We start from the raw sequence: 18,548 nt of genomic DNA on the forward strand, positions 1-18,548 counted from the left end.
TTGCATATTTTTTTGCAAATTTGACCGCTTGTAATCGCTAATCCGCCAAAAACAGCGGCCCAAGAGGTGTTTTGGGAATGCCGAAATGTTCAGGGTAATGCACCTCGACCAAATATAGCCCCTCGGCTTTCGCTGTAGGGGCAGCTTTTTCCCGGTCACGTTGCTCCAACACCCATTTTGCCCATTCCACAGGCTGTCTGCCTTGCCCGATTTCGAGCAATGTTCCCACAATATTGCGAACCATATGATGTACAAAGGCGTTGGCTTGAATATCAACAATCACATAATTGCCTTGACGAGACACATTCAAATGATGAATATTCCGCCACGGCGTATTGGATTGGCATTTAGCGGCACGGAAAGAGGAAAAGTCATTCTCACCCAGCAAATACTGCCCTGCTTGGTGCATTTTGCGTTCATCAAGGGGAAAGTGAAAGTGGGTAACACCTTTAGGTAAAATTGCCGACCGCAGTTTTTGGTTAAAAATAATATAGCGGTAACGGCGGGCGGTGGCACTAAAACGGGCATGAAAATCCTCATTCACCGTTACCGCCCATTTCACCGCAATATCATCGGGTAAATGAGCGTTAGTGCCGAAACACCAGCTTTGTAGCGGGCGGTTTGCTTGCGTTTCAAAATGCACAACCTGCCCTGTGCCATGCACACCGGCATCGGTTCTGCCGGCACAAAACACTTCTACGGGCGAATTGGCAACAACCGACAACGCCTGCTCTAGCTGTTGTTGTACACTCTCTACCGCTTCTTGTCGTTGCCAGCCAAAATAACGGCTGCCGTCATATTCAATACCTAATGCGATTTTCATTTTTAATCCTAAAAAAGAGGGCGAAAGATTTTTCGCCCCCACAGTAATTGATATTTGCAATTATTTATTCAATAAGCCTAAAAATTCTTTGCGGGTTTCTCGATCTTCTAAGAAAACACCGCCAAAGGCAGAAGTAACTGTATAGCTATTGGTGTCTTTTACGCCACGGCATTTCACGCAAAAATGGGTGGCTTTCACATACACCGCAACATCGTCTGTTTCTAAAATAGTTTGAAAGGCAGTTAAAATCTGTTCGGTAAAACGCTCTTGCACCTGCGGACGTTGGGCAAAAAACTGCACGACACGGTTGATTTTCGAGAGTCCAATCACCCATTTTTTCGGGTAATAGGCTACCGCTACTTTGCCGTCAATAGTAACAAAATGATGCTCACAGGTAGAAGTTAAAGTAATATCGTCCACCAGCACCATTTCACTGACTTTCATTCGGTTTTCAATATTGGTAATTTTCGGGAAAGTAGCATAATCAAGCCCGCTGAAAATTTCATCAACATACATTTTCGCCAAACGGTGAGGCGTTTCTTCTAAGCTGTCATCACTTAAATCTAAACCGAGCAATTCTAAAACTGCCTGCATATGTTGCTGAATTTCCGAACGGCGACTGGCTTTATCTTTGGTATGAGCAACAGTAGGAGTTTCAATGCCCTTTGCTAACAAGGCTTGTCGAACCTTTTGGGCTTCCGGCGAAAGTGTGTTTTCTAGGGTCGTTAATTCAGGCGAGATCGTTGTCATTGGTTTTCCTCTCAAATGTAAGCGGAAGATTCTAACAAATTGACATCAAAAAAAATAGCTCTAAAATGGGCTATTTCAGCTATAAATATTCCCTAAACTATGCAAAATATTCAGTATCTTTTTAATGCCGACCTAATTCCCGAACATCAAGCTGAATTTGTGCAGTCTCTCTTAACTTGCAAAAATTTTGACAATTCCGACCGCTTGCTAGGTTTCTCAAAAGGGCGAGGTACGACTTGGTTTTTAGATACCTCTGCCGAACTAGGTATCAATGTAGTGCTTCGCCATTATTATCGTGGCGGCTTGTTCGGTAAAATCATCAAAGACAGTTACTTTTTTACCAGTTTTGAAGCCACCCGAGCTTATAAAGAATTTTTCTTACTGCAACAAATGTTAGCTTGGGGCTTACCTGTGCCTCGCCCAATAGCGATCAAAGTAGAAAGAAATTTTTGTTGCTATCGTGCCGACATTATGCTCGAAAAGCTAGAAAATACGCAGGATTTAAGCAAGATCTTACAAAATCGTTCTTTAGCAAACGAACAATATGAGCAGATAGGGAAACTGATTCGCCACCTGCATAACCATCAAATTCACCATTCCGACTTAAATATCCATAATATTTTGCTTGGTAATGATGGCAAATTTTGGCTGATTGATTTCGATAAATGCGGTATTGAGCCGGGCGAAAATTGGAAACAAAATAACCTAGACCGTCTGTTACGCTCGTTTAAGAAAGAACAAGGGCGATTAAATATTTTCTTCAGCGAAGAAAATTGGCAGGCTGTTTTGAGAGGATATACTCTCTAAGAAACAATAATGGCACAAGCTTAGAAACTTGTGCCATCAAATCATCAATATTAACTACTTCACTTCACGAATCATAATTTCAGACGGAATCACACTGCCTTGCCAGTAGAGTTCAGAAGCTACTTTTTCCGCTAATGCGAGGTAGGCTTGGCTGATTTCGTGTTCCGGCGCTGCTACCACTGTTGGTACACCGGTATCTAAATCTTCACGCAGACGAATATGTAATGGTAATTGTGCTAATACTTTGGTGCCATATCTTTGAGCAATCTTTTCCGCTCCGCCGGTGCCGAAAATTGCCTCATGGTGTCCACAGTTTGAGCAGATATGCATTGACATATTTTCAATCACCCCAAGCACTGGTACTGAGACTTTCTCAAACATTGAGATCCCTTTAATCGCATCTAATAAGGCAATATCTTGTGGGGTTGTTACTACCACCGCACCGGTCACCGGAATTTGCTGTGAAAGCGTAAGCTGAATATCACCCGTACCCGGTGGCATATCAATGACCAAGTAATCCAATTCATTCCACCAAGTTTCATTTAAAAGCTGACTTAACGCACTGCTTGCCATCGGGCCACGCCAGATGGTGGCGTTATCTTCTTCCATTAAATAGCCGATAGAATTAGATTGCAAGCCGTGAGCGGTAATCGGCGTGATGTGCTTGTTATCAGGAGAAGTTGGACGTTGATCTTTTGCCCCCAACATATGCGGAATAGATGGGCCGTAAATATCCGCATCTAAAATCCCCACTCTTGCCCCTTGTGCTTGTAAGGCTAAAGCAAGATTAACCGAAGTAGTGGATTTCCCTACCCCACCTTTACCTGAAGTGACCGCAATGATATTTTTCACCCCATTGACTGCCGGGTGTTTATTCGCTCGTTTTAAGGTCGCAATTTGGTAATTTAATACCCATTTTACACCGCTTGCACCCGTTACTTGCTTTAATTTAGCCTCTGTTTCGGCTTTTAAGGCTTCAAAACCACTGTTCCACGCAAATGGCATCGTGATTTCAATTCTAAGAATATCGCCCCCTAATTCTGCTTTTTTAAACACATTAAGGGCAATTAAATCTTTCTGTAAAGTCGGGTGGGAAAATTGTTGCAAAATTGCTTTAATTTCAACAAGTTGCTGTTCATTTAATTGGTTCATTGGTTATCCTTGTTTGCTAAATTGCGTTTTAAATCTTTGCTATAAATTACTTCGCTATCGTTATTCAAATCAATACCCAAAAGGGAGGAAACAATCCCAACTCGATGATGGTATTGAAATAATGGCAATACAGCAACATCACTATAAAGCTGCTCGCTAATTTCTTGAATAAGTGACTCTCTCGCTTCTGCACTAAGGGTTTCTGTTTGTAAACGATTTAATTTTTGATCGACTATCTCACTTTTATAGCCGGAATGATTATCCGGGCTCATTGAATGAAACTTCTGCAAAAATACAACCGGATCAGGATAATCTGCACACCAGCCTGCTCGTGCTATCTGGTAATCTTTTTGTTCCCTTACTTTATTTAAAGTCTGCCAATCAACCATTTTAGGCGTAATATTAAATAATTCTGATTGAGAAAGGGCTCGAGTAACTTGGTTAGCAATATTAATATTAATGCTATTCTCATCATATAACAAAGTCAGCTTTAAAGGATTATAAGGGCTAATTCCTGCTTTTGTTAATAGCTGCTCAACCACAACAGGATTCCAACGCTTTTCTCTATCTTTTACTAAGCTATGTGGAATTACAGACTGACTCGGAACCCCATATTCTTGCCCAATATTTGCTGAAGCCACCATTGTCCTTATTGCTTCACGAATCTCTCGTTTAGCTAATAATGGATCATCAAAATTGAACTCATAGTAATAGGAGCACAAACGCGGAAATTTCACGATATTCGTTTTTTTATTTAATAAAGGATTCTCGACAATATCAAAAGCAGAGCAGTTTTGGATAGTTGTAATTAAATCATACTCTATAGTTTGAAAGGGAATTTCTTGGGTTCGAGCCTTTAACACCATTTTTTGAGCATCTAGTTTCTCGAGACGGTAAGACGCATTGCTCACGAAGTTATCTATGGTTGGAGCAATCCCTTGATAAGTAGGTAATAATGCGGAATGCGCCAGCATTTCAGGCAATTGGTGATTTGGGTGATTTAGCCGAATTCTCAATGTATGCGCATTTAATGCCTCTACACCGAGTTCTTCAACTGGCTTTATTTGCTCTTCAATCGCTTTTGCATTTTCTATACCCATATAGATGAGATATTTAGACAATACAGAATGATTTTGAGGATCTATTAAACGTCGCCAGCTTGCTACAAAATCTTGTGCAGTCACAGGTTGGCCATTAGACCACACAGCTTTCTCATCTAAAATAAACAACCACTCTTTTTCATCTTCAGTAAACCAATTCTGAGCAATAGCCGGAACAACATCTCCTTTTCTGTTGTAGGCCATTAAACCGACTAATAGATCTCTTAAAGGAGCAGCATCTGCCGAAGCTTTAATTTTATGAGGGTCGAGTTGAAATACTGCAGAATAAATTGCACGTTTGAGTAAAGTATCACTCTGCCGGTTTTCTACCCAGACAGATTGAATGGATTGAGGGCAAATTAATTGATCACAAGATGTAATAAGCAGAATGCAAGCGGTAACTTTTGCAATTTTTTTTACAAATGTAACCGCTTGTAAGGATTTCAACATAAACTCCCCAAAAGTTAATTTAATTAAGATTTATTTTACAAGAAGCACAGGAAATAAAGTTGTAATTCCTGCCACAATAATTTCAATTCCCAGCGCCATTAAAATCAGCCCCATGATACGAGTAACGACATTAGATCCTGTTTTGCCTAATTTTTTCACCAAAGGGGCTGAATAGCGGAATAAAATATAACAAATTAATGCAAATACAATAATCGCAATGCTAAAGCCGACATAGTCTTCCCAAGTATGGTAGCGGGTTCCCCACACAATGGTTGAGCCAATTGCCCCTGGTCCTGCCATAATCGGCATTGCTAATGGCACGACACCGATATTTTCGTATTCAGTAATATCTTCATTTTTCTCTTCTTTATTTTGTTTGTGTTCACCTAATTTACCGCTAATCATCGTCATCGCAATGCTTACAATCAAAATGCCACCAGCTACTCTAAAAGAGCTAAGTGAAATGCTAAACGCATTGAGAATCAGATTACCAAAATAGAGGCTGACTAATAAAATTACGCCAATAGAAACAGCGGTGATTAAGCTGGTGCGATTTCTTTCCCCCTCATATTGGTGAGCGGTCATACTGAAAAAAATAGGTAAGGAACCAAAAGGATTGACTATAGCAAATAGACCAATGAAGAATTGGAGGTAGATGGCAAAATTAATAATGATATCCACAAAAACTTTCTCAAACAACAGTGTTTCGGGCGCTATTATATCGGTTAATCAAGGTAGATACAAACCAAAAGCACCCAGCCTAAAGGACGGTTGGGTGCTTTTTGATAAAATGAAAGACTTGTTAGTGTGACGAACGTTGCTGCATAAAATCTTCATTTACCTCAATTGAAGCTTTTGCACGTAGCGATTGTAAGAATTCATTACGTAAGATTAAACGATTAGCTTGTTCAAATTGTGGCGCCAATGTCTTAAACTGTTCAGCACTCCCTTCCGTAATGTTATCTAAGGCAACAATAACTACATCACCCTTTTGATTACGTGCCATTTGATAAGTCGCTTTATCTTGCGCCTTTTTCATTGCGAAAATCGTTCCAACCAGTACCGGGTTTTCTACTTCTGCTTGCATATAAACTAAAGTTTGTGGCGCATTAAATTTCACGTCCACTGATTTCCCGTCATTCAAGGCTTTTACATTTTCTTCTACTTTCACCAGCAACGCTTTTTCCGCTTTTTCTGCCTTCACAAAATTTTCAACTGCTGCTTTTGCTTCATCAAAAGTTTGTGGACGTTCTGCTTCGTACTCACTCACTCTCACAAACAATGTCTGTGGATTTGCATCATTCCCAACATCTAAAGCATCAGAATTTTGTTTATTTTGGCGTAGCTCTCCTTCAAACAAAACTTTTAATACTTTCTCATTTTGTAAAGCAGTAGGTACGTTTTCACGGGTAAACAGATCCGTTTTTTGCAGTTTCACATTACCGGCTTTTGCAACTTCTTCAAGTGAAGAATTATTCTCAAAGGCTTTATTTGCCATTTCGCGCGCAACTGTAGAATATTCAGTTAACACTAATTCTTGGCGAATAGTTTGGGCAATTTTATCTTTCACTTGTGCTAACTCAATCACTTGCTCAGGTTTACGCTCCAATACTTTGATAATATGGTAAGCATTATCCACTTTCACCGCTGCACTCACCTGACCGGCAGTTAAATTTGCTACAGCATCTTCAAAAGCTTTCGGGAAAGTGCCAGCTTTTGCCCAACCAAGATCACCACCATTATTTGCTGATAAAGTATCGCCGGATTTGCTTTTTGCCAAAGTAGCAAAATCCTCCCCATTTTTGAGCGCTTGCTCGATAGCCTGAGCTTCCGCTTCACTAGCGACTTGAATATGAGCTAAACGGGCTTCACCTTTAGTTACATAATCAGCTTTATTGCGATCATAGTAAGTTTGAATTTGCTCATTGGTAATCTCAACTTTGCTTTCCACATCTTTTGGAGAGAGAGTAACGTACTCAACCGCTAATTTTTCAGGTGCTAATAATTTAGTTTTATTTGCTTCGTAATAGGCTTGTAATTCTTGCTCGGAAGCGGTCTGATTTTCCATTTCTTTTGCAACTGAAAATTCGGCTAAACGCACTTCACGTTGTTGCAACAGTAATTTTGCTAACAAAGCCTGTTGTGCCGGTACATTAAAATCACTATTGATAATCCCCTCTTGTAGCTGGGATTGCAACATACCTTCCTGCACAATCGCTGCATAGCCATCGGCACTTAAATTATTGTGGCGTAATGTTTGTTGGTATAACTCGTTACTGAATTTGCCATCTTGTTGAAACATCTGGCTGTTTACAATTTCAGATTTGATTTGATCAGCACTAATACCTAGTTTTAACTCTTTTGCATACTGGCGCAGAAGCTCTTCATCAATTAATCCATTTAATACCGATTGATTAAATTGAGCAGCATACTCCGGGCTATCCATTAAATCCCAAAAGCGACTCCCCAGTTCAGCATTTAATCTATTTTGCTCACGATTCAGCGTGTTATTAAATAATTGCTGACTAATTTCTTCACCATTTACTTTCGCTACAGAATTATCATGTGAAATCAATCCTGTTCCAATTCCGCCAATCACGAAGGAAATAGAGACTAATGCAAAAATAATTTTAAATACCGGCCCATTTGTCCGCTCGTGCATTTTTTCAATCATTTAAAAAATTCCTAAAATTACTCAAAAAATTGTTGCTGATTATACTCTTTCTCCGATGAGAAATAAACTTGCAAATTTTTATTGAAATTTAACCACTTTCTCTTTAAAATTCGCATTTCCTGTCATAGCTGGGTTAGAGATCGGCTATTGATGTATTATCAACCCTTAACAAAAAGGAAATTAAAATGTCTCTAAGCGTAGAAGCAAAAGCAAAAATCGTTGCTGAATTTGGTCGTGATGCAAAAGACACCGGTTCTTCTGAAGTTCAAATTGCATTATTAACTGCACAAATCAACCACTTACAAGCACACTTTGCTGAGCATAAAAAAGATCACCACGGTCGTCGTGGTTTATTACGTATGGTTTCACGCCGTCGTAAATTATTAGACTACTTAAAACGTACTGATCTTGCTAAATATTCAGAAACTATCGCACGTTTAGGTTTACGTCGCTAATTTCAAATATTAGATATGAGAGCCGAGCTGAAAAGTTCGGCTTTTTTATAAATTTTATTCGAGGAAAAAATATGGCTTTTGCGTCATTATTTACATTATTAGACGATATTGCTGCCGTGCTTGATGATGTATCGATCATGACTAAAGTGGCTGCTAAGAAAACAGCAGGCGTAATCGGTGATGATCTTGCCTTAAATGCTAATCAAGTCAGTGGAAAGAATGTGGTGCCAGAACGAGAACTACCGATTGTTTGGGCTGTAGCGAAAGGCTCATTAATCAATAAAGTGATCTTGATTCCACTAGCGTTGCTGCTATCGGTCTTTTTACCGCAGGCTATTATCCCGCTATTAATGATAGGCGGTGCATATTTATGTTTTGAAGGCATAGAGAAATTACTCCATCGTCTATTACATAAAAACAATCAAGCTCATTCTGATGAAACCGAAACCCTTTCTGAAAAAGATAAAATTAAAGGTGCAATTCGCACCGATTTTATTCTATCAGCAGAAATTATCATTATTGCGTTAGGTGTTTTGCAAGACTCTTCAACCCTAACCCAAATTTTATCTCTCTCCGCTATCGGGGTCGGAATTACCCTGTTTGTTTATGGCTTAGTCGGATTAATCGTAAAACTTGATGATATCGGCCTGTGGCTGATGCAGAAAAAAAGCGCCCTCTCGCAAGCGGTTGGAAAAGGCTTATTATTTGCAATGCCGTGGTTTATGAAAGGACTTTCTGTGATTGGTACTATTGCGATGTTCTTAGTCGGTGGTGGTATTTTCACCCATAATTTACCAATGATTCATCACTTCGTAGAACAATTCGGTATCTCTCCCCATTTTTCTACTCTGGTTGATTTTGCAGTGGGTATTGTGGTTGGTATTATTGCATGCTTAATTATTTTACCTTTGATGAAATTATTTTCTAAAAAGGCGCACTAATCCCCAAAAGCGTAGCTTTGGTTAAAGCTAGCTTTTTATCTCTTGCTATAAAAAAATAGCAGGTTCAAGCCTGCTATTTTTTTAATTATTATAATGAGTTAGACTCAGTGGCTGTTTGCGGTAAGGCTAATGGCTCATTAACTTTAGACTGAGTAGCCATATTCACCTGTTTGAGATTTTCCTCACGAATACGGTTTGCCATTAATGTATCCCCCATCTGCTCTGCCACGTGCAGTGCCATAATACGATCATCAGCAACACATTCATCATGAGCCAATAACAATTCAAACTGAGACTTCGCTTTTTGGTATTGCCCATCTCGTGTATAAATATAGCCAAGCGCTCTAGCATAATCATCGGTATATTTAACATTCGCTTTATCTGCCCGTTTTGCTAATACTTTTAGTAGCTTACTGTCAGAATCAATTTGTAAACGGGTTAATTGCACAAATAAACCTTGTAATTGCTCATCTTCAAATTTCTTCAACGTTTCTAAAGCAATTTCTTGTGCAGATTGATGATCGTCACTATCAATTAAACGCTTGATGACACCGACACGACTATACACCGATTTACGACGACGATTTGGTTGGTTTTCCCACCAAGAAAGCAAGCCTTCCTGTCCTTCTTCCTGTAAACGCTCATCTTGTAAACCATCATCAACGAAATACTCTAACTCCGCATACTCTTCTGCAGTTAAGAAATTACGTTGGCCGATTTCAACTAATAATCTATCTAACGCAATATAAGCTCTGGATTCTTTATAAATTTGAATCGCTAAGCGTAATACCTCATCGCTATGAGGTGCAAGCTCTAGTAGGCTATCAATCGCAGTTCGGGCAGCCGGTAATTTTCCTTGTTGTAATAAAATTCGGGTTCGAACCAACTCCACTGCAACATTATTCGGTCCAGCTATTTCAGTAGCCTTAATTAAATATTTATTTGCAGCTAAATCATCACCATTTTGCTGAGCAGCTTCCGCCGCTTTAATTAAATTCAGTACAGGCTCATCTGCATGTTTTGCATTTTTACTAAAGAGTTTTTCCGCTTTTGAGTAATTCCCTTCACTCATACGCATTAAACCTTCCAGTGTTTCTTGCTGAGCTTTTTTATGCTTACGAGTTGAGAACCAGTTATAAGCTCCATTACTCATACGGCATATTTTAGTGACAATCCATTCAAGTAAATAAACTACCGCCATTGCCAACACAAAAAAAACCACAAGCATTACAATGCTCATTTCAATCACGGTAGTTGCTGTTTCAATTCTAACATAACCTTGATTTCCGGCTAAATAAGGCCCAGAGATTAGCCCAACTAATAATAAAAGCATCAAAAAGAGCGTTCTAAACATAATCTATTCTCCTTTTTATTATTGTGCTGAAGGAGGCATCGCATCTTGCTCTGCTTTAACAGGCTCTGCTTGCTCTAATTCTTTTTCAGCTTTTATTTCGACTTTCTCTATTTTTTCAGGGGTTTTATTAATTTGCTGAGCAATCACCTTTAAGCTTTGTAATGAAGTTGGAGCATCCACATAAATAGTTTGTTCTGCCAACTCATCTAGCTCTTTCAAGAAATGTTGCACATTTTCATTTGAAGTTTCAAAATAACTTCTTACCCAAGAGCCTACCGTTTGTAACGATTTTTTATAAAGTTCGCTTTGCTGGCGAGGAACAGCTAAAATCGCAATTTGTAAACGCAAGCGAATGTTTTCACGCAAATAAATTTCTTGATTCGGTGCAACAAAGGCTTTCTCATCTGCTGCATTACGTTTCGATACACGAATAAAATGATCTAAAAATGAAGCAGCACTTTTTTCTAAATTTTTCTCCCAATCCGCAAGAGAATCACTTACTTGCCCATCTTGTTTACTATTTGAAGCTTGTTCACTTTCCAAAATCGGCAAATCATCTAATTTATTCGCTAAATTTGCGACACGCTGCATTAAGGCATTTTGATCGATCTGATGCAATGCGGTTAATGTATTTAAATCAATTTTGATTGCCTCACGAATGTGAATCGTATTCGGTGCTTTTGATAAAACTTGATCTGCCTCTAACAATAAATTTTTCGCTGTTTCAATGTCATTATCTAATACCACTTTACGAGCCGCATTATTCAATAAGAAATCTGCCTCAGATAATAACCAGAATGTGTTATCCGAACCAGAGGTATTATTTAGCTTTTGCAGTTGAAGCTGCAAACTACTAATTTGCTGGGTATAACCATTTTGGGCTGTTTCTAAAGCTTTAATCCGTTCTAAAGCTTTTTGATATTCCGTGACCAATTCGGCAATTTGTGCTTTTTCATTTTCGAAATTTGGCATCTCAACCATAGTTTGAGTAGTAAGCTGATTTGCTTTAGCAGATACTGCCTGAATTTGAGATTCAACCTCTGCAAACTTTTTATTTGCCATATAATGACCAGCTCCGCCAACCGCTAAAGCCACTAATAGTGCAACTAATGCCAAGCCCTTTCCGCCCGATTTTTGAACAACCACTTGTTCTTTTGGCGCTTTTTGCATTTCTGTTTGAATATCTTTCTCTATAGCTTCGTTCACTACATCTTCCTCAATCTCTTTTTTTGCAAAAGATTCCGCAGAATCGACCGCTTGTTGTGCCTCTTCTACCACCTTTTCAGCTGAATGCTCTAAATGTTCAGTTACTTTTTTAGATCTTGACATACTCGCCACCTCTAGTTAGATTTGCCCACTTTAAATAATAATGTATTCATCAAAGTTACATTATCGGCTTTATCCGATACCCTAATCTTATCTTCTTGCCATCCCATTTGTTTAGCTATCTTTGCAATCCTCTGGCTCACTACAACCAGATCACATTCAAATAACCATGCTCTACAATCTGCTTTCGTTTGTTCATAAAGTGATCTTAAAATTTCACTACTGGTGATCACAATAGTATCTACTCCCAAGCGTTTACATAAGCTGATTTTTTCGGGAATATCATCGGTAACCGGCTCTCTACGATAACACTCCAAATATTGAATAGTTGCCCCACGCAAGACTGCAGTTTCAGCAAGTAGCTCACGCCCAGAATCTGCTCTTAGAATTAAAATAGTTTTGTCAGTTAGATTCTGCATTTCAGGTAATGCCAAAACCCCCTCGCTATTTTCAAATTCTATCGGATAAATGACCGCTTGTTCAGCTTTTTCTGTTAAATATTTCGCAGTCCGTTGCCCTACCGCAAAATATTTCAAATCTGAACGAAAATGGAACCCGGTATCTACTAATGTTTTTGCAGCATAGTCCACTGCATTCGGCGAAACAACAAATACATAATCGTCTGATTTTAGCCGAGAAATAGCCGAAGGAAGCAAAGGTAATTCTTTACCGGCTTCAATCGTAAATAGCGGTTGATGAATAGCAAAAATTTGCTGCTCATTTAACATATCTACTAACTCTTGCCCCCTACTATCTGGGCGTGTGACTAACACATTCATTTTATTGTACGTTTTCGTTATAAACCGCAGCTAAAATTTTATCTGCACCTTGAGCAAGCAACTGTTCTGCCACTAAAATGCCTAATTGCTCCGCCTCTTGCTTATCTCCTTTTGCCGAGGCACGAATAATTTGCGAGCCATCTAAAGCTCCAACTAACGCATTAAGCGTTAATTCATCGCCGTTTAATGTCGCATAACCACCAATCGGCACTTGGCAACCGCCTTGCAAACGGGTATTCATTGCACGTTCTGCCATCACGCAACAAGCGGTCGAATTATGGTTTAATTTTGCAATGTAGTTCAAAACGCGCTCATCATTGGCTCGAGTCTCAATCCCTACTGCTCCTTGACCAGCTGCGGGTAATGATTGTTCTACCGAAATATAGCTACGGATTCTCTCTTTCAAACCTAAACGAATTAAGCCGGCAGAGGCTAAAATAATTGCATCATACTCACCATTATCTAATTTGCTTAAACGAGTGCCGACATTACCTCGTAATGATTTAACCTCTAAATGCGGATATTTTGCCATTAATTGGCACTGGCGACGTAAGCTCGATGTGCCAACCACAGCACCTTTCGGCAAATCCTCTAACGAATAGTAGTTGTTCGACACAAAAGCATCACGGGGATCTTCACGTTCACAAATAACCGCAAGCCCCAAACCTTCGGGAAAGCTCATCGGCACATCTTTCATTGAATGCACCGCAATATCAGCTCGATTTTCTAAAAGGGCTAATTCTAGCTCTTTCACAAATAATCCTTTTCCGCCGATTTTAGCTAATGGGGTGTCCAAAATAATATCGCCTTTTGTTACCATCGTAACCAGTTCGACAGATAATTGCGGAAAATGTTTTTCCAACTCGCTTTTCACAAAGTTCGCTTGCCATAACGCCAGCGGGCTTTGACGCGTTGCAATGCGTAAAATATCTTTCATAAATCTCTAAACTAAAAACATAATAGCCAATGATTTATCCTACCACTTTTTGCTGGAACTGCCAAAAATAATCGAGGATATTGCCCTTATTTCTAGTCAGAAATACCTCTTTTTACTCAAAAATAATGTACATAAACACACCTATTTTTTATAGCATATATGCCATTATTTAAAAACTTGACATAGATCAAAACAACACCAAAAGGTGTTTAATTTTTAACGACAAAATAACTCTTTTGAGTAATAATTTCACCAGTTAAAAAAATTATCAAATTTAAACTTTATGAGGAACCAAACTATGGCTAAAAATACTCAACCATTTGATGCCCAAACAGAAGTGAATGAGCTTGTTGAAAAAGGCTTGAAAGCCCTTGATGAGTTTAGAAAACTCGACCAAGAACAAGTGGATTTTATTGTTGCGAAAGCTTCAGTCGCAGCTCTTGATAAACACGGCATTTTAGCAATGCACGCTTATGAAGAAACCGGACGGGGTGTGTTTGAAGACAAAGCCACTAAAAACCTGTTTGCCTGTGAGTATGTTGTCAATAATATGCGACATTTAAAAACCGCAGGGGTCATTAGTGAAGACGATGTCACCGGTATTACCGAAATTGCCGACCCAGTCGGTGTTGTCTGCGGAATTACCCCAACCACCAACCCAACCTCAACTACCATTTTCAAAGCGTTAATCGCCCTTAAAACCCGTAATCCTATCGTTTTTGCTTTCCACCCGTCTGCTCAACAATCCTCTGCTCACGCTGCTCAAATTGTACGTGATGCAGCTGTAGCTGCCGGTGCACCGGAAAACTGTATTCAATGGATTACCCAACCTTCAATGGAAGGCACTTCAGCCTTAATGAAACACCCGGGTATTGCAACCATCTTAGCCACCGGCGGTAATGCAATGGTTGAGGCTGCTTACTCTTGCGGTAAACCGGCATTAGGCGTTGGTGCAGGCAACGTACCGGCTTATGTGGAAAAAACTGCTAAATTAAAACAGGCAGTGTATGACATTGTAATGTCAAAATCTTTCGACAACGGTATGATTTGTGCCTCTGAACAAGCAGCGATTGTAGATAAAGAAATTTACGCTGAATTTATTAAAGAGATGCAATCTTACGGCGTATATTTAGTAAACAAAAAAGAGAAAGCTTTACTGGAAAAATACATTTTCGGTGTTGATAAAGCCAAAGATGAAAACTGCTCAGGTGCAAAACTTAATGCAGCAGTGGTTGGTAAACCGGCAGCGTGGATTGCCGAACAAGCCGGCTTTAAAGTACCGGAAAAAACCAATATTCTGTTAGCTGAATGTGCCTTTGTGGGAGAAGGCGAGCCACTTACCCGTGAAAAACTTTCACCTGTACTGGCTCTATTAAAATCTGACTCCACCGAACACGGCTTGGAACTGTCTGAAGCGATGGTGAATTTCCACGGTTTAGGGCATAGTGCCGCTATTCATACCGAAAACAAAGCATTAGCCAAAACCTTTGGCGAGCGTGTAAAAGCCATTCGGGTGATTTGGAACTCACCATCAACCTTTGGTGGTATCGGTGATGTATATAACTCCTTCCTGCCATCGCTTACACTAGGCTGTGGTTCCTACGGTAAAAACTCTGTAGGTAACAACGTCAGTGCGGTGAACTTAATCAATATCAAACGTGTGGGCAGACGGAGAAATAATATGCAATGGTTTAAAGTGCCATCAAAAATCTACTTTGAGCGTGACTCAATTCAATATTTGAAATCAATGCACGATGTGCATAAAGTGATGATCGTAACCGACCGCTCAATGGTCGATCTCGGCTTTGTAGATAGAATCACCGAACAACTTCGCCAACGTCGCAACCAAGTGATGATTCAGCTCTTTACCGATGTTGAACCAAACCCAAGCCTGCAAACCGTACAACGTGGTACAGAATTAATGCGTAGCTTCCAACCGGATACTATCATCGCACTTGGTGGTGGTTCACCAATGGACGCTGCCAAAATTATGTGGTTATTCTATGAACAACCTGAAGTCGATTTCCGTGATTTAGTACAAAAATTTATGGATATCCGCAAACGTGCATTCAAATTCCCGCAATTAGGCAGAAAAGCGAAATTTGTCGGTATTCCAACCACCTCCGGTACAGGCTCTGAAGTCACACCGTTTGCGGTAATCACCGATGGCGATATTAAATATCCGCTTGCTGACTACTCATTAACCCCAACCATTGCGATTGTCGATCCTGCGTTAGTGATGTCTGTGCCGTCTCACGTTGCAGCTGACACCGGCTTAGACGTATTAACTCACGCTACCGAGGCTTACACGTCGATTTTAGCCAACGATTATACTGACGGTTTAGCCTTGCAAGCCATTAAGTTAGTGTTTGAAAACTTGGAAAAATCGGTCAAAGAGTTCGATGAAACCGCCCGTGAAAAAATGCACAATGCCTCCACAATGGCAGGTATGGCATTTGCTAACGCCTTCTTAGGTATTTGTCACTCAATGGCACACAAAATCGGGGGTAAATTCCACACCATTCACGGTCGTACCAATGCGATTTTACTGCCACACGTTATTCGCTATAACGGCACACGCCCAACCAAAGTGGCAACTTGGCCGAAATATACCAATTACGTCGCCGATGTGCGTTTCCAAGATATTGCCAGAATGCTTGGCTTACCGGCAGAAACACCGGCACAAGCAGTGGAGTCTTATGCCCAAGCAGTACACGATTTAGCGGTTCGTTGCGGTGTGAAAATGTCCTTACGTGAGCAAGGCGTTGATGAACAAGCCTTCTTGAATGCCCGTCGTGAACTTGCCCTACACGCATTTGAAGACCAATGCACACCGGCAAACCCACGTTTGGCAATGATTGAAGATATGGAGGCAATTATGACTAAAGCATTTTATGGAGAAAAAGATATTTAAAATCAATTAGTTACATTAACAAAGATAAAAACAAAATAAAAATGGCGACAAAGTGGCGATTAATATTTTGTGATTTATAAGAAATGCCTCCGCAATGGAGGCATTTTATTCTTTTTTTGTAAAATTTCCGGTGATATATCATTACGTAAAATTACCGAAAGCCTTATTTCTCAATGGTTCTATGGCATTCAATAATTTTTTTAGATCTCTATAACGTGAAAAACACTGAAAAATCTCGCAAAATTTTCAGTTAAGATCACAATCACGCTATATAACTTTATCCTTTATCTGCTAAAGGTTTATCAGATCTATATAACGTGTAATTTAACTGAAAAAACGACAAAATTTTTTATAAATTCCGCGGGGAGGGAAGTGCTTTTTCCGTGCCGTTGTCGTTGCCGTGAAAATTTTACGTGACTTAATAGCGAAGAAGCGTAGTTGCAATATGAAAAAAGCCACAGTAATGTGGCTTTATTATCATTCGATGATTGGTGTCAGTTTGGCTTTAGCTTCGGTTGCTTTTGTACCATAACCACCTATCTGTGTTGAAGTATCAGGCGGAGGTCCTCCTCTATGTGTATGCGTGCTTACCGATTTGGCAAGGTCAGAAACAATTTGACATAAGTCTTCAAGGATTCTGAAAATATTTTGCCCCTCACTACCTATATAACTTATTGGAGCAACAAATTTATTTTTAGCATCCGATATTCTTTCTGCAACCCCCTGTATCTTTTCATCTAATTGACCGCCGACACCTACGGATTTATTACTTGCCGTTACGCTTTCGATGTTGCCTAAAACGTGCGTGGTCTTATTTCCACCTACAGTTTTGGTATCATCTGAATCAATATTACGTGTAGATGTACCAATATTCTTAGTTTCTGAATCCGTTTCGATAACACGTTCAAAAGATTTATCTGTGATGCGTTGGTCAGTTTCACGTGTTTTATTTCCGGCTGAATCCGTACGTTCATACACTTCAGGGCGTTGTTGTTTAAGTTGCTCGCCGATTGCGACTGCTGGCACAGTTTTACCTTGTGCTAACATAGTACGTACAAAAGGTTTATCAGACCGCCCGTAAGCGAAACCAACTTCTACAATAGTGCCAATTTCAGGGAATGCAAAATCGCCACCTTGTGAACCCGTACTTGTCACCGGCAATGGCACAGCGGGATAAACAGGCGTGCTTGTATCATCGTTGCCATCCTCATCAAGTAGTTGTAATTCAACCGCATACTTAGGACGGAATGGGTCAGATATATCTCCACCGCCTGAAGGGTCTGCTACACCAACCACTTTTGCATATTTGGGTAAATGGTATCCACCAGCTAATTCGGGGAATACGTTTTCCATTTGCCGCCGTTCCGGTGTTTTTTGAACCGGTTTGCCGTTACTGTCTAAGGTATCCCAAGACAGAATATAATCATCGCCGTGTAGCTCTACTTTTTTAATGCGATTACCATTAATTACTGCACCGGGGCGAATAGCAGCCATAATAGGAATAGTCATATCATTACTGCCGCTGATAAGTGCCTCTTTACTATCTAGCTCGGCATCTTTACCGTGCCATCTGCTATCCGCGTGCGAGCCGATGTATAGCGTGCCGTCTGGTGATTGTTGCCACATATAATGCGGTATTTCAAATTGTCGCCCAATATTGTGTAATAGCTGGTAGCCGCTGCCACTATGTGTGAATAAGGGAATTGGTTTATCGGCATAGTCAGCAGTTGGAATTTTTACTTCAATTCCGACCGCTTGTGTGAGCCACTCACCTAAACTACGTAGCGTAATATGGCGATGTGAGCAACTAAGCGGACGTTCAAATGCGGCGACTAGTTCCCGGATAAATAATTTTTTATAGCCACTTTCTGCAGACTGTTCACGCTCGACAAAGCCATTAAACCAAGTGTAGTAGTGGTCATATTCGCCCATTTCAAAAATGACCTTTTTACCTACGCAATCGTCTTCAGTTTTTACCGTCACATAGCCACGACCAGTATTATTAAGTTCTAAAATAATATGCTCGCTAGATAGCTCAACTTCCTTTTCATCAAGTAAACAGGTTTTTATAATTTTCATTTTTAAC

At 40.0% G+C, this 18,548-nt stretch carries 15 protein-coding genes; 4 read left to right on the forward strand and 11 right to left on the reverse strand.

Features of this window, described 5'->3' with window-relative positions; genetic code table 11:
* Positions 1–37: 37 nt before the first annotated feature.
* Complete coding sequence (gene truA, locus ACJ7Z2_RS09910) at positions 38–823, reverse strand: tRNA pseudouridine(38-40) synthase TruA (RefSeq protein ID WP_409500174.1); 786 nt, start codon at positions 821–823, stop codon at positions 38–40.
* Positions 824–883: 60 nt separating this feature from the next.
* A complete protein-coding gene (gene folE, locus ACJ7Z2_RS09915; RefSeq protein ID WP_409500175.1) occupies positions 884–1,573 on the reverse strand; it encodes a GTP cyclohydrolase I FolE in 690 nt (229 codons plus the stop codon).
* 99 nt (positions 1,574–1,672) lie between these two features.
* Here folE and ACJ7Z2_RS09920 point away from each other — a divergent pair, with 99 nt between their 5' ends.
* Positions 1,673–2,380: a 3-deoxy-D-manno-octulosonic acid kinase gene (locus tag ACJ7Z2_RS09920; RefSeq protein ID WP_409500176.1), complete on the forward strand. Its 708-nt coding sequence runs from the start codon at positions 1,673–1,675 to the stop codon at positions 2,378–2,380.
* A 54-nt stretch (positions 2,381–2,434) separates the two neighbouring features.
* Here ACJ7Z2_RS09920 and apbC read toward each other — a convergent pair whose 3' ends face one another.
* From apbC to ACJ7Z2_RS09940, 4 genes are all read right to left on the reverse strand, one after another.
* Positions 2,435–3,532, reverse strand: coding sequence for an iron-sulfur cluster carrier protein ApbC (apbC, locus tag ACJ7Z2_RS09925; RefSeq protein ID WP_409500177.1), 1,098 nt, complete (start codon positions 3,530–3,532; stop codon positions 2,435–2,437).
* Positions 3,529–5,082, reverse strand: coding sequence for a peptide ABC transporter substrate-binding protein (locus ACJ7Z2_RS09930; protein ID WP_409500178.1), 1,554 nt, complete (start codon positions 5,080–5,082; stop codon positions 3,529–3,531). Before ACJ7Z2_RS09930 ends, apbC begins: the two co-directional genes overlap by 4 nt.
* Before the next feature lie 30 nt (positions 5,083–5,112).
* A complete protein-coding gene (locus tag ACJ7Z2_RS09935) occupies positions 5,113–5,763 on the reverse strand; it encodes a YchE family NAAT transporter (protein ID WP_006247833.1) in 651 nt (216 codons plus the stop codon).
* Between the two features lie 121 nt (positions 5,764–5,884).
* The gene (locus ACJ7Z2_RS09940) at positions 5,885–7,756 is read right to left on the reverse strand and encodes a SurA N-terminal domain-containing protein (protein WP_409500179.1); all 1,872 of its coding nucleotides are present in this window, start codon (positions 7,754–7,756) and stop codon (positions 5,885–5,887) included.
* A gap of 185 nt (positions 7,757–7,941) precedes the next feature.
* Here ACJ7Z2_RS09940 and rpsO point away from each other — a divergent pair, with 185 nt between their 5' ends.
* A complete protein-coding gene (gene rpsO, locus ACJ7Z2_RS09945) occupies positions 7,942–8,211 on the forward strand; it encodes a 30S ribosomal protein S15 (RefSeq protein ID WP_005597777.1) in 270 nt (89 codons plus the stop codon).
* 71 nt (positions 8,212–8,282) lie between these two features.
* Complete coding sequence (locus tag ACJ7Z2_RS09950; RefSeq protein ID WP_409500180.1) at positions 8,283–9,152, forward strand: DUF808 domain-containing protein; 870 nt, start codon at positions 8,283–8,285, stop codon at positions 9,150–9,152.
* Between the two features lie 88 nt (positions 9,153–9,240).
* Here the strand turns inward: ACJ7Z2_RS09950 and ACJ7Z2_RS09955 are convergent, their stop codons facing one another.
* The 4 genes from ACJ7Z2_RS09955 to hemC are packed head-to-tail and all read right to left on the reverse strand — an operon-like array spanning position 9,241 to position 13,548.
* The gene (locus ACJ7Z2_RS09955; protein ID WP_409500181.1) at positions 9,241–10,506 is read right to left on the reverse strand and encodes a heme biosynthesis protein HemY; all 1,266 of its coding nucleotides are present in this window, start codon (positions 10,504–10,506) and stop codon (positions 9,241–9,243) included.
* Between the two features lie 18 nt (positions 10,507–10,524).
* Positions 10,525–11,835 carry a uroporphyrinogen-III C-methyltransferase gene (locus ACJ7Z2_RS09960; protein WP_409500182.1) on the reverse strand — a complete coding sequence of 437 codons (1,311 nt, stop codon included), beginning with the start codon at positions 11,833–11,835 and terminating at the stop codon, positions 10,525–10,527.
* An 11-nt stretch (positions 11,836–11,846) separates the two neighbouring features.
* A complete protein-coding gene (locus ACJ7Z2_RS09965; RefSeq protein WP_409500183.1) occupies positions 11,847–12,611 on the reverse strand; it encodes a uroporphyrinogen-III synthase in 765 nt (254 codons plus the stop codon).
* 1 nt (position 12,612) lies between these two features.
* The gene (gene hemC / locus ACJ7Z2_RS09970; RefSeq protein WP_409500184.1) at positions 12,613–13,548 is read right to left on the reverse strand and encodes a hydroxymethylbilane synthase; all 936 of its coding nucleotides are present in this window, start codon (positions 13,546–13,548) and stop codon (positions 12,613–12,615) included.
* 298 nt (positions 13,549–13,846) lie between these two features.
* On the opposite strand from hemC, the gene adhE reads away from it, so the two are divergent.
* Positions 13,847–16,462 carry a bifunctional acetaldehyde-CoA/alcohol dehydrogenase gene (gene adhE / locus ACJ7Z2_RS09975; RefSeq protein ID WP_409500185.1) on the forward strand — a complete coding sequence of 872 codons (2,616 nt, stop codon included), beginning with the start codon at positions 13,847–13,849 and terminating at the stop codon, positions 16,460–16,462.
* A 477-nt stretch (positions 16,463–16,939) separates the two neighbouring features.
* Here the strand turns inward: adhE and ACJ7Z2_RS09980 are convergent, their stop codons facing one another.
* A complete protein-coding gene (locus tag ACJ7Z2_RS09980; RefSeq protein ID WP_409500186.1) occupies positions 16,940–18,541 on the reverse strand; it encodes a hypothetical protein in 1,602 nt (533 codons plus the stop codon).
* Positions 18,542–18,548: the final 7 nt, after the last annotated feature.

This window comes from Mannheimia glucosida, assembly GCF_046267875.1.
Taxonomy (GTDB): Bacteria; Pseudomonadota; Gammaproteobacteria; order Enterobacterales; family Pasteurellaceae; genus Mannheimia; species Mannheimia glucosida.